This is a genomic window from Paraburkholderia sp. RL17-380-BIE-A, from assembly GCF_046028085.1.
In the GTDB taxonomy this organism is placed as follows: Bacteria; Pseudomonadota; Gammaproteobacteria; order Burkholderiales; family Burkholderiaceae; genus Paraburkholderia.
Genome location: NZ_JARESQ010000002.1, coordinates 313,262 through 334,647, shown reverse-complemented (window position 1 = coordinate 334,647; position 21,386 = coordinate 313,262). Strand labels below are relative to the sequence as shown.

The 21,386-nt window shown below is 62.6% G+C and carries 23 protein-coding genes; 9 read left to right on the top strand and 14 right to left on the bottom strand.

What is annotated here, in order from left to right; all coding sequences use genetic code 11:
- Nucleotides 1-3 precede the first annotated feature (3 nt).
- The 11 genes from P0D68_RS04295 to P0D68_RS04245 are packed head-to-tail and all read right to left on the bottom strand — an operon-like array spanning nucleotide 4 to nucleotide 9,735.
- On the bottom strand, nucleotides 4-1,494 hold the full coding sequence (locus tag P0D68_RS04295; RefSeq protein WP_408468079.1) for an aldehyde dehydrogenase: 1,491 nt from the start codon (nucleotides 1,492-1,494) through the stop codon (nucleotides 4-6).
- Between the two features lie 40 nt (nucleotides 1,495-1,534).
- Nucleotides 1,535-2,365 (bottom strand): aspartate dehydrogenase, encoded by an 831-nt coding sequence (locus P0D68_RS04290; RefSeq protein WP_408294779.1) that lies wholly within the window; start codon nucleotides 2,363-2,365, stop codon nucleotides 1,535-1,537.
- Nucleotides 2,358-4,016: a thiamine pyrophosphate-binding protein gene (locus P0D68_RS04285; RefSeq protein WP_091805491.1), complete on the bottom strand. Its 1,659-nt coding sequence runs from the start codon at nucleotides 4,014-4,016 to the stop codon at nucleotides 2,358-2,360. The genes P0D68_RS04290 and P0D68_RS04285 overlap by 8 nt, the downstream gene beginning before the upstream one ends.
- The gene (locus P0D68_RS04280; protein WP_408294776.1) at nucleotides 4,009-4,806 is read right to left on the bottom strand and encodes an SDR family oxidoreductase; all 798 of its coding nucleotides are present in this window, start codon (nucleotides 4,804-4,806) and stop codon (nucleotides 4,009-4,011) included. The genes P0D68_RS04285 and P0D68_RS04280 overlap by 8 nt, the downstream gene beginning before the upstream one ends.
- Nucleotides 4,806-5,702 (bottom strand): IclR family transcriptional regulator, encoded by an 897-nt coding sequence (locus P0D68_RS04275; protein ID WP_091805483.1) that lies wholly within the window; start codon nucleotides 5,700-5,702, stop codon nucleotides 4,806-4,808. Before P0D68_RS04275 ends, P0D68_RS04280 begins: the two co-directional genes overlap by 1 nt.
- Nucleotides 5,703-6,602, bottom strand: coding sequence for an alpha/beta fold hydrolase (locus tag P0D68_RS04270; protein ID WP_408294773.1), 900 nt, complete (start codon nucleotides 6,600-6,602; stop codon nucleotides 5,703-5,705). It lies immediately after the preceding gene.
- Nucleotides 6,603-6,652: 50 nt separating this feature from the next.
- Entirely contained in the window at nucleotides 6,653-7,180 is a 528-nt protein-coding gene (locus tag P0D68_RS04265) for a cupin domain-containing protein (protein WP_408294771.1), read from the bottom strand.
- Nucleotides 7,181-7,206: 26 nt separating this feature from the next.
- On the bottom strand, nucleotides 7,207-7,974 hold the full coding sequence (locus P0D68_RS04260; RefSeq protein WP_408294768.1) for an SDR family oxidoreductase: 768 nt from the start codon (nucleotides 7,972-7,974) through the stop codon (nucleotides 7,207-7,209).
- Nucleotides 7,967-9,058, bottom strand: coding sequence for an aromatic ring-hydroxylating dioxygenase subunit alpha (locus P0D68_RS04255; RefSeq protein ID WP_408294765.1), 1,092 nt, complete (start codon nucleotides 9,056-9,058; stop codon nucleotides 7,967-7,969). Before P0D68_RS04255 ends, P0D68_RS04260 begins: the two co-directional genes overlap by 8 nt.
- A 49-nt stretch (nucleotides 9,059-9,107) precedes the next feature.
- Nucleotides 9,108-9,419 (bottom strand): recombinase-like helix-turn-helix domain-containing protein, encoded by a 312-nt coding sequence (locus P0D68_RS04250; RefSeq protein ID WP_091805466.1) that lies wholly within the window; start codon nucleotides 9,417-9,419, stop codon nucleotides 9,108-9,110.
- 1 nt (nucleotide 9,420) lies between these two features.
- Entirely contained in the window at nucleotides 9,421-9,735 is a 315-nt protein-coding gene (locus P0D68_RS04245) for a non-heme iron oxygenase ferredoxin subunit (protein WP_091805463.1), read from the bottom strand.
- 440 nt (nucleotides 9,736-10,175) lie between these two features.
- Here P0D68_RS04245 and P0D68_RS04240 point away from each other — a divergent pair, with 440 nt between their 5' ends.
- Nucleotides 10,176-11,249 carry a porin gene (locus tag P0D68_RS04240; RefSeq protein WP_408294760.1) on the top strand — a complete coding sequence of 358 codons (1,074 nt, stop codon included), beginning with the start codon at nucleotides 10,176-10,178 and terminating at the stop codon, nucleotides 11,247-11,249.
- A 79-nt stretch (nucleotides 11,250-11,328) separates the two neighbouring features.
- Here P0D68_RS04240 and P0D68_RS04235 read toward each other — a convergent pair whose 3' ends face one another.
- On the bottom strand, nucleotides 11,329-12,303 hold the full coding sequence (locus P0D68_RS04235; RefSeq protein WP_091805457.1) for an IclR family transcriptional regulator: 975 nt from the start codon (nucleotides 12,301-12,303) through the stop codon (nucleotides 11,329-11,331).
- 302 nt (nucleotides 12,304-12,605) lie between these two features.
- Between P0D68_RS04235 and P0D68_RS04230 the strand changes: the two genes are divergently transcribed.
- Complete coding sequence (locus P0D68_RS04230) at nucleotides 12,606-12,893, top strand: hypothetical protein (RefSeq protein WP_091805453.1); 288 nt, start codon at nucleotides 12,606-12,608, stop codon at nucleotides 12,891-12,893.
- A 99-nt stretch (nucleotides 12,894-12,992) separates the two neighbouring features.
- Nucleotides 12,993-14,696, top strand: a complete 1,704-nt coding sequence (locus P0D68_RS04225) for an acid phosphatase (protein WP_408294756.1) — start codon at nucleotides 12,993-12,995, stop codon at nucleotides 14,694-14,696.
- A gap of 52 nt (nucleotides 14,697-14,748) precedes the next feature.
- Here P0D68_RS04225 and P0D68_RS04220 read toward each other — a convergent pair whose 3' ends face one another.
- A complete protein-coding gene (locus P0D68_RS04220) occupies nucleotides 14,749-15,459 on the bottom strand; it encodes a DUF4410 domain-containing protein (protein WP_408468056.1) in 711 nt (236 codons plus the stop codon).
- Nucleotides 15,460-15,619: 160 nt separating this feature from the next.
- Between P0D68_RS04220 and P0D68_RS04215 the strand changes: the two genes are divergently transcribed.
- From P0D68_RS04215 to P0D68_RS04205, 3 genes are all read left to right on the top strand, one after another.
- Nucleotides 15,620-15,979 (top strand): DUF3564 domain-containing protein, encoded by a 360-nt coding sequence (locus tag P0D68_RS04215; RefSeq protein ID WP_091805444.1) that lies wholly within the window; start codon nucleotides 15,620-15,622, stop codon nucleotides 15,977-15,979.
- 372 nt (nucleotides 15,980-16,351) lie between these two features.
- A complete protein-coding gene (locus tag P0D68_RS04210; protein ID WP_408294751.1) occupies nucleotides 16,352-17,101 on the top strand; it encodes a DNA/RNA non-specific endonuclease in 750 nt (249 codons plus the stop codon).
- Nucleotides 17,094-17,354: a hypothetical protein gene (locus tag P0D68_RS04205; protein WP_408294748.1), complete on the top strand. Its 261-nt coding sequence runs from the start codon at nucleotides 17,094-17,096 to the stop codon at nucleotides 17,352-17,354. The genes P0D68_RS04210 and P0D68_RS04205 overlap by 8 nt, the downstream gene beginning before the upstream one ends.
- 64 nt (nucleotides 17,355-17,418) lie before the next feature.
- On the opposite strand, the gene P0D68_RS04200 is transcribed toward P0D68_RS04205, so the two are convergent.
- Nucleotides 17,419-19,158, bottom strand: coding sequence for a methyltransferase type 11 (locus P0D68_RS04200; RefSeq protein WP_408294746.1), 1,740 nt, complete (start codon nucleotides 19,156-19,158; stop codon nucleotides 17,419-17,421).
- Nucleotides 19,159-19,494: 336 nt separating this feature from the next.
- Between P0D68_RS04200 and P0D68_RS04195 the strand changes: the two genes are divergently transcribed.
- The 3 genes from P0D68_RS04195 to P0D68_RS04185 all read left to right on the top strand — a co-directional run bounded on the left by P0D68_RS04195 (nucleotide 19,495) and on the right by P0D68_RS04185 (nucleotide 21,363).
- Nucleotides 19,495-19,875: a hypothetical protein gene (locus P0D68_RS04195; protein WP_408294743.1), complete on the top strand. Its 381-nt coding sequence runs from the start codon at nucleotides 19,495-19,497 to the stop codon at nucleotides 19,873-19,875.
- A 259-nt stretch (nucleotides 19,876-20,134) separates the two neighbouring features.
- A complete protein-coding gene (locus P0D68_RS04190) occupies nucleotides 20,135-20,476 on the top strand; it encodes a hypothetical protein (RefSeq protein WP_091805430.1) in 342 nt (113 codons plus the stop codon).
- A gap of 2 nt (nucleotides 20,477-20,478) precedes the next feature.
- Nucleotides 20,479-21,363, top strand: a complete 885-nt coding sequence (locus tag P0D68_RS04185) for a 4-hydroxy-tetrahydrodipicolinate synthase family protein (RefSeq protein WP_408294740.1) — start codon at nucleotides 20,479-20,481, stop codon at nucleotides 21,361-21,363.
- Nucleotides 21,364-21,386 lie beyond the last annotated feature (23 nt).

Sequence of the window (21,386 nt, the reverse complement as noted above, 5' to 3'; positions counted from 1 at the left end):
GTATTAGTTTGCCCACGCCAGCGGCGCGTCGTTCAAGCCCCAGTAGAGGCTTTTCTGTTGCATGTATTCGCGGATGCCGAGCCGGCCCTTCTCGCGTCCCATGCCGCTCTCTTTCCAGCCGCTGAACGGCGTCGAGATCGAGAACAGCTTGTAGGTGTTGATCCAGATCGTGCCGGCTTCGAGTGCGCGGGCAATCCGGTAGGCGCGCTTGTAGTCGCGCGTCCAGATGCCGGCGGCGAGGCCAAACACGCTGTCGTTGGCTTCTTTCAGCAGCGAGGCTTCGTCGTCGAACGGCATGGCCACCAGCACCGGGCCGAAGATTTCTTCCTGGCAGATGCGGGCGTTGTTGGTGAGGCCTTCGAGAATCGTCGGCTGGAAATACGTGCCGGCTTCGCGGCCATCGCCGACCGGACGCTCGCCGCCGCACAGCAAGCGGCCCCCCTCTTCCAGACCCAGCGCGACGTAACGCTCGACGGTTTCACGATGCGCCGCTGTAATCAGCGGACCCATCTGCGTGTCGCCACGCGACGGGTCGCCGACGCGCAACTTGCGCGCGCCTTCGGCGAGACGCTTCATGAACGCGTCGTAAATCGAGCGCTGCACGAACAGGCGCGAACCCGCGATGCACGCTTCGCCCGACGAACTGAAAATGCCGTACAGCACACCGTTGACCGCGTGATCGAGATCGGCGTCGTCGAACACGATGGTCGGCGACTTGCCGCCAAGCTCCAAAGACACCGGCATCAGCTTGTCCGCCGCGATGCGCGCGATACCACGGCCCACTTCAGTGCCGCCCGTGAACGACACTTTCTTCACCAGCGGATGGCGCACCAGCACGTCGCCGATCACCGAGCCTTTCCCAGGTACAACGCTCAGAACACCCTTCGGCACACCAGCCTCTTCGCAGATGCGCGCCAATGCCAAGGAAACCAAAGGCGTCACTTCGGCAGGCTTCAACACGACTGCATTGCCGCCCGCGAGTGCCGGCGCGAGCTTCTGCGCGTCGGATGCGATCGGCGAGTTCCACGGCGTAATCGCCGCGATCACGCCGATCGGCTCATAGATGCTCATGGTCAGGTAGTCGCCGCGCGATGGCGTCACTTCTTCGTCGAGCGTTTCGAGGCAGGCCGCGAAAAAACGGAAGGTATTCGCGGCGCTCGCCACGAGCACACGCGTTTCGCCGATCGGCTTGCCGTTGTCTCGACGTTGCAGTTGTGCGAGCGCCTCGTGGCGCGCCATGATCAGATCGGCAATGCGGTACAGAATCAGCGCGCGTTGATGCGGCTTCAAACCCGACCAGTCCGCACGGCGCCATGCGATATCCGCGGCTTCCACGGCGTCGCGGGCGTCGTCGGCATTGGCCGTCGAGATTTCCATGTTGACCGACTGATCCGCCGGATACAGGCTTTTATACGGGTTGCCACGCCCTTGCCGCCATTCGCCGCCGATGAAAATATCGCCGGTGGGCACGAGGCTGGTATCGAAGTGAGTCATGTCGGTCATTCCGGTTTGCTTCAGCTATTCAACTGATGGCTTAAATCACACAGCGGGCCGCGCGGTTGCGCAGCGCACGCATCGCGCTGTAGGCGGTCAATGCAGACGTCTTGGGGTTGTCCGGCAGCGGCTTGCCGCACATTTCCAGCGACATCTCGCCGAACGCGCCCCGCGCCACGACGCGATGCACGTTGCGCGTCACGTTCGGGTCGGCGATCAGTCGAACCGTGGTGTGGTCCAGACCGAGGCCGGCCAGCGCGATCGTCGCGGCCACGTTGGCGTTCTTCGGATAGAGGCGCGCCGCTTCGCGCGCGCTGCCCTCGAAGATCACCTTCTCTTCATTCAGCGTATTCAGATCGCAGACCTGTTCCGCCGGCGTGCCGAGCCAACCCGTGGGCGGCTTGCGGCCGGTGTACAGCACTTCGTCGAGACCGCCGAGCTTGGCCGCGGCCAGCGCATCCACGCCGCCGATCGCGCCGGAGAGCAGCGTCAGCGTGGCGTCGCCTTCATCGGCGGCGGCGGACAATGCGTCGAGCAGCATCATGTCGGAGAGCGCGCCAATCGACGCGACCGCGCAGTCCGTGCCCGCTTTCAGCAACGGCACTACGTGATCGACCAGCGCGCTATGGCCCGCGCATTCCAGCGCGAAATGCGGCTGGCTGCTCAACGCGGACACGGAGGTCACGACATCCACCGAGTCGCCTACTACTTCACGCACCGAAGCCATATGGCGCTCCGGCACGATCACGTGCGACACGCGCACCGTCGGATCGGCGGCGACCGAGCGGTACACCGCCTGGCCAATCGCGCCGAAGCCGATCATCGCGACGTCGACGGGTGCGTGATGCCCCGCGTAGTCCGCGTCACGCATGTTCCGGCTCCTGTTCCTTGACCGGCGGGCCCGCGAACGCAGTGGCGAACGAGCCGACCGACAGCATGTCCACTTCGACCAGCACGGGACCGGTCTTCGCCATGCCTTCGCGAATGATCGCGTCGGCCTGGTCGAGCGACTTGATGCGGTAGTGCGTGAGTTTCAGGCTCTCGCAGAACTGCGCGAAATCCGGTTGATGCAGATCGACGTAGCAGCGGCGGCCGCCGTATTGCGCGTCCTGAATGTTGCGGATCACGCCGTAGCACTGGTCGTTCATCAGCACGATCATCACGTTGGCGTTTTCCTGCACGGCCGTTGCCAGTTCGCCGACGTTGACCATCAAGCCGCCGTCGCCGACGAGGCACACCGTCTTCGCCGCGCTACCCGCAAGCGCCGCGCCGATGCCCATCTGCATGCCCTGGCCGATGCCGCCGCCGAGCGCATGAACGCCAGCACGCGGCGAGAAAATCTTCAGCATGCGGTTGCCCCACGTGCTGTTCGAGATCGTGACGTCGCGCACCCAGTTGTAGTCGCGGCCCACTGCGGCTTGCAGCGCGTCGACCAGACGCTTGTACGGGCCGAGACCCTTGCCCACGTCCGCGACGGCGCTTTCGCGCGCGGCGGCGAGGTCTTGCGCGAATGCCGGATCGACCTTGATGCGTCCTTCGAGCAGCGTTGCGAGTTCTTCGAGCACAGCCGATGCATCGCCGTGAATGAACATCTCGTTGCGATAGCCGCGGTTATCGGCGAGCGCGTCGGCGTCGATGCGATACAGCGGTTGCGGCAGCGCGAGCTTGTACTTCAGCGTTTCATTGCCACGCAGACGCGAACCGACCACCACCAGTGCATCACACGTCTTGTAGAAGCTCTCCACCGACGCATGCACGTTGAACGCGCCGAGCGTCGCCGGATGATCTTCCGGCAGCACGCCGCGGCCTTGCACGCTGGTCACCACGCCGAAGCCCAGCTTCACCAGACGCTCGACCGCCTGCGTCGCGTGACGCGTGCCGCCACCCAGCCACAACAGCGGGCGTTTTGCCGTGGCCAGCGAATCGGCCAGCTGCGCAACGCGCTGCTTGCAATGCGTGAGCGTAGTGATGTGCGGCGCGGCCAGATCGGCGGGCCATTCGACTTCGGCAGCCTGAATGTCGATGGGGATTTCGACGCTTACTGGACCGCTCGGCGCAGTCTGCGCGACGCGCACGGCTTCGCGGATCGTCGGCAGCGCGGTTTCGACCGAACGCACGCGAAACGCGGCCTTCGAGATCGACGACAGCATCGACAGTTGATCCGGCGCTTCGTGGATATACGCGAGGTCCTGATCGAGGTATTCGGTTTCGATCTGACCGGTGACGTGCAGCAGCGCGGTGCCCGCGGTCAATGCTTCGACCATCGCGCCCGCGGCGTTGCCCGCCGCAGTGCCCGTGCTCGTGAACGCGACGCCGAGGCCGCCGGAGACGCGCGCAAGACCATCGGCCATGTTCACCGCGCCGGCTTCGCCGCGCGCGCCGACGTAGCGAATCTTGCCGCGGTTATGAATCGCGTCGAGGATCGGCATGTTGTGGATCGAGATCACGCCGAATGCGGTTTGAACGCCGCATTGCTCGAGAAAGGCGGCGATCAGTTCGCCAACGGTGGTTGTGTTAGACATGTCGTGCAACGCCTCCAGAAACATCGATATGACTGCCCGTCGTATAGGACGACAGCGTCGTAGCCAGATAAAAGAGTGCTTGAGCGGCTTCTTCGGGGCGACCGAAGCGGCCTAGCGGAATGTTTTTCTTGCGCGCCAGTTCCGCCGTCCAGTCTTCCCAGCTCTGGCCCGGCTGTGCTTCTTTCGCGTAACGGCGGCGCCATTGACCCGATTCGACAATGCCGATCAGAATCGAATTGACGCGGATGCGCTGCGGCGCGAGTTCCACCGCGAGCGACTTCAGCAGGTTCTGCACGCCGGCGCGCGCTGAAGAAGTGGCCACCATGTGCGGCTCGGGTTGCAGCGCGAGCAGCGAATTCACGCAGACCACGGAAGGGTTCGCCGCGTCGCGCAACATCGGCAGGAACGCGCGGGTTGGGCGAATCACGCTGAAATACTTCAGGTCGAGTTCTTCGCGCCAGGCGTCGTCCGTGGTGTCGGCGAACGTCGACACGCGGCCCTGGCCGGCGTTGTTCACCAGCATGTCGGTACGGCCGAAGCGCGCCTGCACCGCTTGCGCGAACGCGTTGACTTCCCCGGCGTCGAGCACGTTGCAGGTTTGCGCGAGCAATTGCGCCTGCGGAATTTTTGTCTTCAGCGCCGCTTCCGCCTGTGCGAGACGCTCGCTGTCGCGGCCGCAGATCGCGACCGAGGCGCCCGCCCGCAGAAACAGTTCGGCGGTCGCGAGACCGATGCCGGACGAACCGCCCGTCACCACCGCCACCTGTCCGGTCAAGTCGATTTGGATCATCAGAGCCCCAATGCCTTCATGTAATTGCTGCCCGATTTCGGGCCACCTTTCGGCCGATAATTGAGCCGCTGCGAAAGTTCGTCGGCCGCGCGGCGGACCTTGTCGATCAGGCCGCTGTCGAGCAGCGACGCGTCGATCTCGTGGCGCGGAATCGTCGTCGTGATGACGGCGACAATGCGCCCCGTGTCATTGCGCACGGGCGCGCTCACTACAGAAATGCCGCGCTCGAACGACGACTCGCTGATCGCGAAACCGCGCCGCGCGTCGTCGCGAATCCGTTCATACAGATCGTCGATGGTGGCGGGCGTCTGCTTCGTGAATCGCTCTAGTTCCGGCTCGGGATAGAGCTTCTTCAACTCGTCGAGCGTCATGTCGCCCATCAGCACCTGTCCGTGCGTCGTCGCATAAGCCGGCAGACGCGTGCCCACGTTGACCTTCACCGAGCTGAAAATCGGCGTGTGGCTTTGCGCCTTGGCGACGAACACCACGTCGCGTCCATCGCGGATCACGATATGGCTGGTGAGCCCCGTTTCAGTACGCAGCGCTTCGATGATCGGCAAGCCGAGGTCGGTCAGTTCGAGCGAGCTCAGATATTCGAAACCGAGCCGCAGCACCGCGACGCCGAGGCGATAGTTGCGGTCCTTGTCGGCACGCTCGAGAAAGCCGAGCGATTCGAGCGTTTGCAGCAGACGGAACACCGTCGTGCGAGGAATTTTCAGGCGCTTGGAGAGTTCCGGTGCGCCGAGAACCGGCTCGCGCGGCGAGAATTCCGTGAGAATCTTCAAACCGCGTTCGAGACCCGGCACACGGTAGGCGGTGTCGCCAGTCGTCTCGTTGCCGGTGTCGTTGCGGTCTTCGTCCGCGTCGCGCTCGGCGCTAATGGTGTCGGGCGTCATTCATTGGCTCCGTTGTCCGTCGCTCGTGCGACAGAACGTGTCGATGATCGCGGTGTACGCGGCAGGTGCTTCGATATAGCCGGCGTGCCCCGCGCGAGGCACGACCTGCAACTTGGTGCCTGAGGCCAGCGCGATGCGCTCGCAGGCTTCGGGCGTCGTAATGGTGTCGTCGGCGCCCACGGCCACGTTGATGCGGCCTTTATGGCGCGCGAGATCACTCGCGAGATCGGCGTTGGCAAGCAGATGCGTGGCCTGCGCGTAGCCGTGCGGAATGACGCGCGACATGTTCCAGCGCACCCATGCGCGAGCTTCGTCGCTTGCGTGAGCGGACAACATATTGGTGCTGCGTTGTTCGGCGAGACCGTGCGGGCCGAGTTCGTTCAGCATGGCGAGACGCTGGTCGCGCTTCGTGTTGCGGACATCCGCGGATGCCGCGCCATAACCACCGGCCGGCGACAACAGCAGCAAGCCGGCCACGCGCTGCGGATGCGTCACGGCAGACGCCCCGGCGATAATCGCGCCGAGCGAATGGCCGAGCAGCACGCAACGTTCGATGCCGAGCGCGTCGAGCCACTCGTTTAGCACGCTCGCGTAATCCGCCGCTGCTGGCGATTCGGCCGCAACCGGCGTGGAAGCGCCATAACCCGGCGCGTCCCACGCCAGCACGCGACGCGTGCCGCCGAGAACTTCGAACTGCTGCACCCACGACGCCGCGCCCGAACCGATACCGTGCAGCAGCACGAGCGGCAGCGCGCTGCTGTCGGCGCTATCCACTTCGCGATAGCTCAGCGCGCGTTGCGACGCCAGCCAGATCTGCTGCGCCGGAAAGCGCGCAAGGCGCGCTTCGAGCGTAGCGTGCTGAGCGGCGCTATCAGCGGCAGGGGACGGGACTGCGGACATGATTTCCTTCGGGGGTGTTGTCAAACTCGAGGCGGCGGCTTGGCGCTCGATTAGCGCTTGAGCTTGGCCAGCGGCGAATCCGGCGGATACGTCGGCGTAATCGGCTTCGGCGAACCGAGCATCACGCACATCAACGCGTCTTCTTCACCAATGTTGATTTCCGTGCGATACACGCCCGGCGGCACCGAAATCAGATCGCGTTCGCCCAGCACGGCTTCCCACGTTTCCCCGTCTTTCTCGCAGATCACCTTCATCTTGCCGCGCAGCACGAAGAAAATTTCTTCGACATCCATATGAATATGGCTCGGGCCGATGTTGCCGGCCGGGATCACCATGGTCGAGAATGTGAAGCCGCCGGCGGGCACCGTATTCATGTCTTTCGCGACACCCGTGCCGCCCGTGCCGACATAGCGCATTTGTGCGCGGCGATACTTCGGGTCGTAGTCGGCCTGGAACTTCAGTGCGTCCCAGTCATAGCGACGCGTTTCCAGGCGCGCGACACGGCTGTCCAGCCATTGGGCAAAGCTCGCGTCCGCGGGTTGTTCCCACGATTTGCGTTCGATATCGGCGTCCGCCATCTCTTTCTCCTTTCGATTCGACAAGATCAATTCATCACGAAGCCGCCGTTGACCGGCAGCAATTGGCCGGTCACGAAGCGCGCGGCATCGGACAACAGGAACAGCACCGGCCCGGTGACGTCGTCGGGCACTTGTGCGCGCGTGAGCGCGCGGCCTTGCAGGTAATACTGGTGACGCTCGGCGGGCACGTACGCGGTGGCTTCGACTTCGGTCAGGCCCGGCGCAATTGCGTTGACCGTGATCTGGTGTGCGCCGAATTCGCGCGCGAGCGAGCGGGTCATCGAAATCACCGCGCCCTTGCTGGCGACATAGGCGAGCAACTTCGGCGCGCCCCACATCGCCGTGTCCGAGGCAATGTTGACGATGCTGCCGCGGCCCGAGTCACGCAGATAAGGCAGCGCTGCCGTGCTCATCAACCAGGTGCCGCGCACGTTGACGTTCATCACGGCGTCCCACGTCTCGACAGACAACTCGTCGGCAAACTTGCCGCCGGAGTTGGTGATGGCCGCGTTGTTGATCAGTGCGTCGATACCGCCGAGTTGCGCCGCGCCTTGCTCCGCGAATTCCTTGATGCTCGTGGGGTCGGCGAGATCGAGCGGCACATAGGTAACCGCATGACCTTGTCCGGCGAGCGACGCCGCGAGCGCGCGGCCCTCTTCATGCAAGACGTCGCCGAACACCACGCTCGCGCCGGCTTGCACCAGCGAGCGGACGAACGCCGCGCCGAGACCACGCGCGCCGCCCGTCACGAGGACGCGCCGGCCGTTGAGCGCTGCGGACGCATCGTTATGCATGGCTGTGACTCGCTTCTGCCGAGGCCGGCGCAGCGCTTGCCGCTTGCGTGCGATGCGCGTCCAGATCGGCGAAATGCTGCTGGGCACGCTGACGCAACATGCGGCGCACACGCGTCATGCCGACATCGTGCTGATACAGAAACTCGTGATCGCGCGCATTCGGCGCCATGCTTTCCAGCACGTAGCGGTCTTGCTCGAGCACGGCCCAATGCAGACCTTCCAGACGGTTGCGATACATGAAACGCCATGCGTCGCGCTGCCAGCCTTGCACCTTGCGAGTGCGCCAGAAGTAGACCTGGCAGTTGTCTTCGTCGACGGGAACGGCGAAGCCGATGATCCCGAAGTTGCCGCCCGGGCCGAACTTCTTCTTGTACGGAATCGCGAGGCGCATCCACAGCGTGCCTGTTTCGCCGAGTTCCACCCAGTCGAAGTTCACGTCGCGCTGGCCGACCTTTTCGAACATCAGTCCGGTTTCGGTCTTCCGCACACGCATGTCGGCCTGCTTGTCGCCTTCGGCCATCGAGTGCGAGGTCGCGTGCAGATACGCGCCGTGCATCGGGTCCATCACGTTGTCGATCGCGTACTGGTAATTGCACTTCCAATGCGACATGCACAGGAAGCTTGCGTATTCCTCGCCGACCAGTTCTTCCGGCAGCACGAGCGGCGCGGGTTCCTTATGCGCTTCATCGCCGAACCACAGAAAGATCGCTCCGGCATGCTCTTCGACCGGATACGACTTCACGCACTTCTGGCCTTCCAGCGGGCAGTTCGACACCGCCGGCACTTTGGTGACCGTGCCGCCGCCGTCGACTTCAATGCCGTGATACCAGCACGCGACGCTGCCTCCGAGGTTCCAGCCGAGCGACAGACGCGCGCCGCGGTGCGGGCAGCGGTCTTCGAGCGCACGGACTTTGCCTTCCTTGTCGCGCCACAGGACGATCTGGTCGCCGAGGCGCGTGATGCCGACTGGCGCGTCGCCGACTTGCCAGCTCGGCGCGACGGGATACCAGTAGTTACGCAGGCCTTTGTTCAGATACGACTGGATCGGGTCGGCCGCGCCTTGCGTTGGATTGGGGGACGTCATGAAGAGACTCCGGGTACGGGTGCGATAAATCGTGTTCGGGAAAGCGCGCTTATTCGGCGAGCAGGCGGAATTCGGCGGCGAGGCGGTCGGCGTCCCACGTATTGCCTTCCGGCGTGCGGAAGCCGACGCGGTTCAAGCCGTCGACCACTTCCTGCAACTCCATCGCGCCGGCTTCGAAAACTTTTTCGAGTGCGTCGCCGAAGTCGTTTTCGTACTGGGTCGGCTCGGCCTTGCGCGTTTGCCAGATGAAGTTTTCGCTCTCGCCCGGCTTCTCGATCACGCCCTTGCCTGCGACGTTGTTCGGCTGCGGCGCCAGCCACGGCTTCAGGAACGGATTGAAGTTCACGATTTGCTCTCGCATGTCATTCCACCTTGATCTGGATTTCTTCGCCGGCGAGACGTACCGAGTACATCTTCAGGTCACGGCCACCGGGCTCTTTCAAGCATTTGCCGGTCGGGATATGGAACACGGCTTCGTGCAGCGGGCACTCCACGGTGTCGCCGTCGATAAAGCCCTGCGTCAGCAACGCGTACGCATGGGGGCAGACGTTTTCCAGCGCGTACAGCGCATCGCCCACCTTGTAGATGCCGATTTCCGTGCCGTCGAGCTTGAACTCGAGCGGAGCATCGTCGGACAGGTCGCCGGCATGGCCGGCGCAGCGCCATTGTTCAGTCATTTCTCACCTTCTCCTGAAGCTTCATGTTCCATACAAGGAACATCAGTTCGTGTATGGATAATTATAGGAGCGGCTTCGAAGAGAAAAAATAAAAATCTGGACTGGTAGGGGAAAACACCGAGTGTGGCGTGCGCAACACAATATTGCGCGAACCGGCGCGAGTGCCTCGGGCGCTCGGCGAGCCTTTGGGGGCTTAGGTTCGAGCCATATTTTCAGACGAGACCCACAGCCCGCATGCGGGTTTGTACGGGGTCCGAAAATTTATTTTGACCACTTCCAGACTCACTATACTTTTCCATAGGCGATACAGACGCCCATAGGTGGAACATAAAGCGTAGCAGTTTTGGCGCATAAACCCAGAACTGCATTCAACCCCAATGCAAGGATCAGGGGCGACGAATCGGGCGAAAGCTTTCGTCGCGTGATCAGGAGAACCAACGGTGAAGCACATCATTGCGGCCGGCTTGACGGCAATCTGCGCAACGACAGGCGCATGGGCGCAGAGCAGCGTGACGCTATACGGCAGCCTGGATGCCGGTATTGCGTATGTCAGCAATGTAGGCGGCCATTCGAAATGGATGGAAGAACAAGGCAACATGCAGCCTGACCGCTGGGGCCTGAAGGGTGTGGAAGATCTGGGCGGCGGGCTGAAGACGGTCTTCCAGTTGGAAAACGGCTTTTATACGAACACCGGCGCGTTCGCGAAATCCGGCGTGCTGTTCAATCGGCAGGCGTTTGTCGGCTTGAGCTCCGACACGGTCGGCACGGTGACGCTCGGTCATCAGACGCCGTTCAGCTTCGACGTGCTGGGTCCGCTGAGCACCGCTTATCTGGCCGCGAGCTGGTACGCGTTCCACCCGGGCAATATCGACGAACTGGCCGACACGGGCGTGGTGCCGTTCGACAATTCGGTGAAATTCCGCTCGGCGAGTTTCAACGGCTTTCAGGTCGGCGCGATGATGGGTCTTGGCAACACGACCAACTTCTCGACCGGCAAGACACTGAGCTTTGCGCTTAGCTATGCGAACGGTCCGTTCAAGGCCGGTGCGACGTATGCGAACGAGCACAATCGCACGCCGTCGATCGTCACGACGGGCATTACCAACTTCCAGGGCGTGGCCGCAGCCAATTACACGGCAGACAAAGTGGAAAACATGGGTGCGGGCGCGTCATACCAGTTCGGCAAGCTGCTGGTGCACGGTCTGTACACGCGCGTGAAGCTGGAATCGGCGGGGCATTCGGACACTTACCAGAGCTACGATGTCGGCGCGAACTATCAGTTCACGCCGTTCAACACGGTAGCCGGCGGGGCAGCCACGACGACGTTGGCGGGCCACCGCTGGACGCAATTCGAAATCGGCGATATCTACGCGCTGTCCAAGTCGACGCAGCTGTACGTGAATGCGCTGTACGAACGCGCGGGCTCCAACACGGATGCGGCGTTCTTTACGGCGGGTGTGTCGAGTGGCAGGAATCAGACGATCATCCTGACCGGCATTCACCACTCGTTCTGATGGCTTGATGAGGCTGTGAGGCAGGCAGCCCGGCTGTGAACGCAGCCGGACTCATGGCGAAGTGAATGCGCAAACGCAATCAGCTCGCCGCCACCGGCTTGCGGCGCGCCTGAGCCGCGGTCGGATCGTCCGGACGCGGCCGATAGCTGAGTCGCTCGGAGAGTTCGAGCGCCGCCTGGCAAACCGCAATGATGAGCGGCTCGCGCTCTTCGGCTTCGCCGATATCCGAACGCGGAATGGTGACGGTCAGCGCGGCCACGATCTTGCCGCTCTGGTCGCGCACCGGCGCGCTCACCACTGAAATACCGCGCTCGAACGACGCTTCGCTCAACGCATAACCGAGCGCCGCGCTTTCGCGCACTCTCCCATACAGTTCTTCCACGGTGGCCGGCGTGCGCTCGGTGAAACGCTCGAGCTCCGGCTCGGGGTACAACTGGCGCAACTCCTCGAAGCTCAGATCGCCCATCAACACCTGACCGTGCACCGTCGCATGAGCGGGCAAACGCGTGCCGACATGGACCTTCACCGAACTGAACATGGGCGCATGGGTTTGCGCCTTGGCAACGAACACCACGTCGCGCTGATCGCGAATCAGCAGATGCGTGCTCAAACCCGTGGCGTCGCGCAGGCGTTCGAGAATCGGCGTGCCGACATCGGTCAATTCGAGTGAGCTCAGATATTCAAAGCCGAGGCGCAATACCGCAACGCTCAGGCGGAAATAGCGGTCACCGTTGACGCGCTCCAGAAAGCCGAGCGCTTCGAGCGTCTGCAATAGACGGAACGTGGTGGTGCGCGGAATGCCGATACGCTTGGACAATTCCGGTGCGCCGAGCACCGGCTCACGCGCGCTGAATTCCGCAAGAATGCGCAGGCCGCGCTCGAGGCCAGGCACGAGATATGTCGATCCGCCGGCGCTGTCTTCGTCGGTGGCATCCGGGGATTCGGCGGCGTCCAACCGGGCCGGCGACGACACGTCGTCGTGCGAAATCGAGGCTGCCGTGCCGCGTGCCTTTGCGTGCTTGCGTCCCGCTCCTGTCTGCTCTTCTTTTGCCATCTTGGCTGCCGTTTCTACTGTTCATCAAGGTCAGATCAGCATGATAGCGCGTGCCGCCGCGCGCCCCACTGCCTTCATTATTTCTTACGCGACTGCCTCGCCGCGAGCCGTTCGATCGTCGACACTCGCAAAGCGCTCGTGATGCGCGGGCTCGTACTCGGGATCGCGCCCGGAAATCGTGGTTAACCATGCCTTTTGCCGCACCGCCGCGATTTAACGCGGTGCTATGCTTTGAACCGGTCCACTGCGCGAGGCCTCGCTGCCGCGCATTCGCTCAGCTCAAGCGTTCGGAGGCCACACCCATGTCCGATTCCATTCAGATTCAGGTTGCCGACTCGCACCTTTATCCGGGCTGCGCGGTGCGTATCGCGCACTTGCCCGAGCAGGCCCGAGCGGCGGCGGCCGTCGTCGAATTCGCCGACGGTTCCGGCGCCAACGCCACCTGCCATCGGCGAACGCTCGACGAACTCGAATTGCTGGTGGACCGCTATGCCACGCAAAAGCGTCATCCCGTCGACGTCCGGCATTGGCTTCTGCTTGCCGTGGACGCAACGCATAACAGCTGGCGTGTAAAGCGCCGGCTGCCTTAGCCTGCCTGTTCCGCCCGCTTCGAATCTGCAAACGGCTCCGCGCGCATGCGGCGCCGCGCGGAGCTTGAGCGCCCGTCACAGCCACTTCGAAACCCAGCGATGACTGATCACGACTCCACCCTGCCGCCGCATGCCGGCAACGCCGACAATACCCCCGACGCGCCCGACGACCCAGACCGCCGCCGCGTCCTGATCGGCCTCGCGGCGGTCGGTCTCGGACTGGCGCTTACGGGCTGCAAAACCGACCAGAGCATGTCGAGCAACGGCGCGCCGCGCAGCGCCGCCGACCTGCGCCTCGACGCCGCGCTGCACGATCAGGTCAAGCACATCGTGGTGATTTACGCGGAGAACCGCAGCTTCGCCAACCTGTACGGCAATTTCCCCGGCGTCCAGCACCCTCTCGATGCGGTGAGCGCCGAGCGCTATCTGCAACTCGACCGCGATGGCAAGACGCCGCTGCCGCGCTTGCCGGCGATCTGGGGCGGCCTCGTGCCGCAAGCGCAGGAAGTGGACGGCAAGCGCTACATGATCGGCCAGAAGGATATCGTCGACCTGCACAACCGCCCGTTCCATATCGCTGACGCGCACGGGGCGCCGCTGCCCACCGGCGTGATCACGCGCGACCTGGTGCATCGCTTCTATCAGAATCAGATGCAGATCAACGCCGGCCGCAACAACCAGTTCGCCGCGTGGGGCGATTCCGGCGGTCTGGTGATGGGGCACTACCGCAATTCCGCCGACACGCTGCGTCTGTGGAACCTCGCGCAGCAGTACACGCTGTGCGACAACTTCTTTATGGCGGCCTTCGGCGGCTCGTGGCTGAACCACATCTTTCTGATCTCGGCGCAGGCGCCGTTCTATCCCGACATTCAGAACAGCCCGGCCAGCAAGATGGTGTCGGTGGTCGAAGGCAGTGATCCGACCGGCACGCGGCTGAAGCAGGCGGAGGACTCGCCCGCTTCCGCACTCGACGGCCCGCCGAAGTTCGTCAACGACGGCGCGTTCACCGCCGACGGCTACGCCGTCAACACCATGGCACCGCCGTATCAGCCGAGCAACGTGCGGCCGGCCGAAGGCGGCAATCCGGCCTTCGCGGATCAGTCGAATCCGCGCGTGCTGCCGCCGCAGCATTACGCGACGATCGGCGACCGGCTGACGGACAAAGGTGTCGACTGGGCGTGGTACAGCGGTGCATGGCAGTACGCGCTGGAGCATCAGGATACCGGCGCGGTGCCCGACTTCCAGTATCACCATCAGCCGTTCAACTACTTCGCCAATTACGCGCCGGGCACGGCGGCGCGCCGCCGGTATCTGCGCGACGGCGGTCTCGGCAATGACGCGTCGACCAACCGTCTGATCGCGGATATCGACGCGGGGCGATTGCCCGCCGTCACGTTCTACAAGCCGCAAGGCGACCTGAACATGCACGCCGGCTACGCAGACGTCCAATCGGGCGACCGTCACATCGCGACGGTAATCGAGCATATTCGGCGCGGCCCGCAGTGGGCGAATACGGTCGTGGTCGTCACCGTCGACGAGAACGGCGGCTGGTGGGATCCGGTCTCGCCGCCGAAGGGCGACCGCTGGGGTCCGGGCTCGCGGATTCCCGCATTGGTGATATCGCCGCTGGCGAAGAAGGGTTACGTCGACCACACGGTGTACGACACGAATTCGATTCTTCGACTGATCAGCCGCGTGCATGGCCTCGCGCCGCTCGACGGCGTGGCGGCGCGCGATCGGGCATTCGCGAGCAACGGACTCGCGCCGTTAGGGGATCTGACGGGTACGCTGGATCTGGCTTGAACATTGGAGAGTGATAACGCCTGTGGCCGCGCCGCAGGCGTTTCAGAGCGAATCACTGCGATTGCGGTTGCGGCTGCGATTGCGGCTGCGGTTGAGCGGCGCCATGCAGTTTGGCGGTCACCGCATCTGAAATCTGCTGAGCCGTCTTGCTGATCGTTTTTTTCTCGTCGCCGCTCGCCATCACGAACTTGGCGGCGATCACGTAGGGATTCAGTTTGATGGCCGCGCCCGGCATGCCTTTGCTGTCGGCTTCGTCGACGGCCTGATAGAGCGGAGGCAGGTCAGCCGCGCCGAGGCTGTCGCACGACACCGCCACCTGGATGTCGTTCTGGCCGGCGCCCAAACCCACCATCGCACGCCTGAGGCGATTGCCGTCGTCGACGCTCAGAAACACGCCGCGCACCTGCCAACCAACAGTCGGCAACGGCTGACCCGGCGTACTACGACGCGCGTCGACGCCAGCCTTTCTCAGATCGTCCGTCAGCGCGTCCGCCATTTCGTTCACGATGTGTTTGGCGTGGTCCTGCGGATTCTTGTCCTGTCCCATCGGCCCCGGTCCGCTCGGCAGCAAGCCGCGCAGCCGGCGCACGCGTTGGCCCGGTCCGCTGTCCGGCGTTACGTTCGCGACATCCAGTTCGAAGTCGGCCACATAGACAATCGGCGCCGGTGCGGCGAACGGCGCGCTATCCGCCGCGGCGCTGACGGCGGCCGTCGCGCCCAGGCATCCCGCCATCAACATGCATTGCAGAAATCGATGCGGCATGGCGCGCCTCCGCGAGATTCAACACGACGCGGCTATCGTACAACCGTCCCCATTACACGTCCGTTTTTTCGTGCCCGATCGTCATACGTTTTGCCTTGCATAACACTCGTTGCGGCGTAGACTGGTAAAGCACAACTTCGCACTTTGTACGGAACCCGCCATGCGACTAACCATCCTCATCAACGGTTCCGATCCCACCGTCAACCACGACTATGCTGTGCTATGGCTCGATACCGAAGAACACCGGTGGTCGAGAGAAGCACACCAAGGGATCGATCTCCCCCCGTGGGGCGAGCTACGCGACGACAACGGCGTGACGACTCTCTGTGCGCCCAGCACGGATGCGCCGCTGTGTACGCTGCGCGGCTTGCACGTGGACCGCAAGCAACGCGTGAGCGCCGCGCAAGGCGCCGCGGCATGGACCGCACTGCCCACGCGCGCGCCGACCAGCGGTTTCTGGCGTCTGCAAGCGGTGGACCGTCAGACGGTCCGCGCCGAGAACAGCGTGTTCGGCAATTAGGTTTCAGCACTCATTTTTTATCGGTCGAACTTTCCGCGTGCGCGGCATTTTGCTTGCGCACGGAGGAATTCGCACGTGCGTTCGCACGCCGACTCTTTTTGCAACTTTCGTCTCGAGCAGATTTAAGGCCGTCTTAAGTTTGCGTGCGTAGAGTTGGAAATCCACGCATTAGGGTCGCTGCAAAGCGGCCCATTTTTTTTTGTGCGGCGCGCAGTGGAGGCGCTTCGTGCGCGCCTCATGCCGGCATCGTTTTCATTGCGGCGCGGAGCGCGTGAATGCGTTGTCCTTCTCTGCGCCGTTCGTCCATTTCACGTCGCGCGAGACGGGTTCGCAACGCTATACTTGCGCCCCCATCCCTCGACTGACTGACACATGAAGAAGTGGTTTGCCTGTCTGCTGTTCGCTGTTGCCGCTCATGCCAGCGCAGCGCCCTCCTGCACCCAATTCACGCCGAATTCGCAATGGCCTGTTCTGAGCAATCAGAAGATGGCCCCGAAAACGCGCATGCTTTGCTACAGCGATTTCGCGGTTTTGCATTCGGGCATCACGCACGGTCCGTTGTGGTCCGCCGAGCATCTCACGCGCGACCATATCGAAGCCGCCAAAGACATGGTGCGCACCAACAAGTTTTTCGAAGACGCGCGCTTGCCGGATGGCGAAGGCGCCACGCTGGCGGACTATAAGCGCAGCGGGTTCGATCGTGGCCACATGAGCCCGGCCGGCAATCGCTGGAATCAGGAGGCGATGGCACAATCGTTCTCGCTCGCCAACATCGTGCCGCAAAATCGCGAGAACAATCAGCGTTTGTGGGCGCGCATTGAAACCTCGGTGCGCAAGATCGCCGTACAGTACGACGACACCTATGTCGTCACCGGCCCGATCTTCAACGGCCAGCAGTTGCAGACCATCGGACCGACGCGCGTGTTCGTGCCGACGCAGTTGTTCAAGGTGGTCTATGTGCCTTCGCGGCAAATGGCGTTCGCCGTAGTGGTGGACAATGTCTCCACCAACCGTTACGACATCAAGACGATTCACGAACTCGAAGCGGCATCGGGCATCCGTTTTCCGGGCATTCCGGAAAGCCTGAAAGATCAACGACCGGGAGGACTGAAAGGTGTTTAAACCCTATTCGAACGACGACGACGTGCTCAACATTCAGGGCGATGCGCTAACGGTGAGCAACGGCACGACGCGCATCGTGCTGAACGGCACGCTGGAGTTGACGCAGGATCAGCGCGGATTGAAGGCGGCGTTGGCACTGAAAGACGCGGTGGATGCGATCGTGACCAGCTTGCAGGCACAGAGCAATTTGCCCGCGAAGGTCAAGGACGAGCCGGATGCGAAACCCGGCGTCGTGCAGAACCCGTTCAATTAGTCACGTAAAACGCCGATAAGCGGCGTGCGGCGTGACGCATTGTCTTCGTGCGAGCGGCCGGCCATCATCTGGTGTTCCGCAGTTCGATCAAAGCCAGGCGAATTCGCTCCACGACCTCAGGCCACCCTCTGCCTTTTTCCCGAAACAGGCGGGCAGAGGGAAACCACGGACTGTCTTCCCGTTCGAGGTGCCATCTCCAGTCGCCCAGCATGGGCAACATTAGCCACAGCGGCCTACCCATCGCGCCCGCCAGATTGGCCGCCGATGTGTCCACGCTAATGATCAGGTCCAACGCGTCCATCATTTTTGCCGTATCGCCAAATGAACGAAGACGAGGTCCGAGATCATGCACGTTGCGCAAGCGCACGGCGTAGTCGGCGGCTTCGTCTTCGCCTTGCCCTTTCTGCATGATGTAGAACTCCACGTCGTCGAGCGCGAAGAGTGGATCAAGACAGCTGAGCGACGGCAGCGACCTGGCAGCATCGTTCTCGTGCGTCGGCGCACCTTTGAAGATCACGCCGACTTTCAACGCCTGCAGGTTGCCCGGCAAGACAATCGGTACGTGCTCGGCGCCTGCCCGCAGATACGGCACGACATCCGGCAAATGATCGACGTGAAGAGACGCCCACACCGGAATCGCATGCGGATAAACCCAATAGTCATGAAGCGGCAGTTGCGGCGCATCTTCGACGGAGCAGATCGCCGCGGCCTCGCCTGAGGCCCTGAACAATTCGACGAGCGGCGTCTGACACACCACCGTCACCCGCGCCGCCCCGTGGCGCTCGCGAAAAATCCGCGCAAACCGAAAAAAGAAAATCTCGTCGCCCAGACCGAATTCGCTCCAGATAACGATCGATTTGCCTTCGAGCGACTCGCCACACCAGTTTGCGTAAGCCGGCGGTGCCACGGTGGTCCGGCCTCGCCAATCCGCGCCGTCGAACAGCGCCTCACGTCGACGAAAACCCTCGGTAAGTTTGCCGAGAGCAATCAGCATCAGCGCATTGAAGAGCCGAGGCAAGCGTTCGTTCGGGAGCCGTTGGACGCTTTCGTCCCACAGGTCCTCCAGTTGATCGCAAAGGCCTCGACGCACCAGTTCGAAGTTGATGTGGAAGTAGGTCTGGAATCGATACGGATACAGCCTTAGCGTTGCGTGGCAAAGGTCAAGCATGGCCGAATCGGTTTGCGCACCGGGCATGGCAGTGACCAGGTCGAAGAGTCGAGGCACATCGCGCTTGCGCAGCACGATTTCTATCGCGTACGCGGCCGCTTGATGCTGTCTGTCCGCCGACTCCTCTTGCCGATTCTCGTCGAACTCGCGGAGCAGGCACATGCGTTCGCACGATGAAACGGCCGAAGCATCGTTCACCAGGTCGAGCACATTCACGGAACCCGCGATCGCCGCGTCAGGCCGATCCAGGGTGAAGATGCGTTCGTGATCGACATCCGTCAGGATCGGCGATATTCTTTCTTCGACGCGAGGATCAGCCGGCAACGTCAAAATCAGACAACCGCCGGGCTTGATGAGTTCGAGCCACCTGGCGAGCACTTGCTGAGGATTGGCGAAACGCCCAAGGCAATCCGAATGAACAAAATCAAATACATCGGCCGGCGCGTCGTCCATATGGATAACGTCACGCTCATTCACGTTCCAGGCGATTAGTTGTTCGATGCCGGGAAAGAGACCTGCGTAGTCGAAATCAGAATCGCGCCCAGCGCCCATGTTCAAGCCGACGCCGGAGAAGTAGCCATGCAGAAACGCCGGATCCTGCGTGCGCCGCAGCGCGAGTTTGAGTGACTGGTTCATCTGGTGTTTCGCACGAGTTAGATGGGAAATCAGGCCACTCTAGCGATAGCCAGCCCGCCCGATTGTGACATGGAGGGCAGATGATATTCCGCTGGCAAAAACTCCTATATCACAATACAGGTAAGGCCCTGGGTGCTAACACGCCCGTTTCCAACTTGCCGCCAAGGCGCAAGCCGAACCGCCGAAACTGCTTCGGGATCCCCAATATGTTTCAGCGGTTACGTTTTGTCACTACAACGTCGTCAACTCCTGTCCTCCCGTCAACGTTAAACCGGCAGCGCTGAAACATTTCAGCCGCGACACAAGAATCAACCGGTTAAACCAGGAGTTAAAACCATGAAGACGCTTTTCGCCGCTCTCGCTTCCGCTCTGCTCGTGTCGACCGCTTTCGCTCAAACGGCCGCACCGTCCAGCACGCAAACTGCGCAGCCCGCGCAAACGCAACCCGCCGGCCAGGCGAATCTGAAGGCGAGCACCGCCGTGCAAACCGGCGCGACAGATGAAAGCGCAGCGGCAACGAAAGCGCCGGCCAAAGCCACGCCCAAAGCGCATGTGAAGAAGACCTCCGCGCATCACACGGCGAAAGCCCACAAGACCACCAAGAAAGCCGCAGCAGACACGAGCGCAGCGAAGACTAAAACGGAGAGCACGAAAGAGGCCAGCAATGCCCCGGCAAAAGCCGACGGCGCTAAAACCGACACGACAAAAACGCAATAACACGTGATCGGTTTCGGCACGCACCGGCCAGGCATGTGCAGGTAATCGAAGCCGAACTGTGCCGTTCAGGGAGGGCGAGTCATATGACTCGCCTTTTTTTATGCGCGTTCGAGCTGCGAGTGCTCGCACAGCGAGCGAACCGGCATAGCGCCCGCATGATTTTTTCAGCGGACGCCTCAATTTTTGCACTGCGTTTACCTGCGGAAGTCTAATCTCGAACTGTCTTGATCAACCATGGCGTCGACGAACGCCGCATGACATGGCTCTCACACAAACAATTCGTAGCTTCGCCGCGCAGCCCTTCAACGAGGCACGCGTTCAACGCAACAACGTCATTCCCTTTCCCGCGGCTCGCGTTCGCTTCCAGGTGACCCTGCCTCACCGTTCAGGCGAACTGCCCGGCACCCAACTTCGCGTCCTGCTTCATTCTCCGCTCGGTGTCTACGTCGTCGCCACTGAGGCCATGCGCGAGGAAATTCGCGTTCAACTCGACATCGCCTTCGACGACCTCGACTTCACACTGCACACGCTGATCTCGACGCTTCCCGCCGCGATGATCGGACCTTTGAAGCGCCGCAGCGCGGCCGCAAAGGTGCGCTGATCATGTTTTCAGGTATCTGGTTGCCTATCGTCACGCCGCTGCGTAACGGCGAAGTCGATATCGACGCATTGCAGCGTCTCGCCGACTACTACTTGCGCACCGGGATCGCCGGCATTGTCGCGCTGAGCACCACCGGCGAAGCCGCGTTGTTACAAGACGCCGAGCGTCTGACGGTATTGCAGGCCTTAAGCGAAGTAGTCCGCTCCCGTCTGCCGATGCTAATCGGCGTCGGCGGCTCGAATACGCGCGACGTCCTGCACGATATTCAGCGCTACGAGCGCTGGGATTGCGCGGGCTATCTGGTCTCCGCGCCGTCCTACGTGTGCCCGGATCAAGCGGGCGTGCAGTGGCACTTCGAGCAGGCCGCGGGCGCGACCGAGCGCCCGATCGTGCTGTACAACGTGCCGCACCGGACCGGCGTGACGATCGCGCCGGATAGCGTCGCGCGACTCATCGAGTGCGGCAACATCGTCGCGATCAAGGAGTGCGTGAAGGAGCATTTCAGCAGGTTGAGCACGCTGCCGATCAACGTCCTGTGCGGCACCGACGAAGCCTTGGACGACTGTCTGCATCACGGCGGAACAGGTGGCATTCTGGCGAGCGCGCATGTCTGCGCCGACCTGCTGGTCGCGTTTCAGGATCTGCTGCGGGCCGAGCGCGACGTGGACGCGCGCAATCTGTTCGCGAGTTTGCTGCCGGTCTTACGGCTCCTGTTCGCCGCGCCCAATCCGTCCGCCATCAAAGCGATGCTCGCCTTCGACCATTCGCTCAGCGACGAAACACGCATGCCGATCTCGCGTGCATCGGCGCAACTTGTCGAGCGTCTGAGCACCGCGCGCGACCGGCTACAGGATCTGCGCGCCGAATTTGCCGGAGTGGTGAACTAGCCGGTTCGCAGTTCCATCTCTCC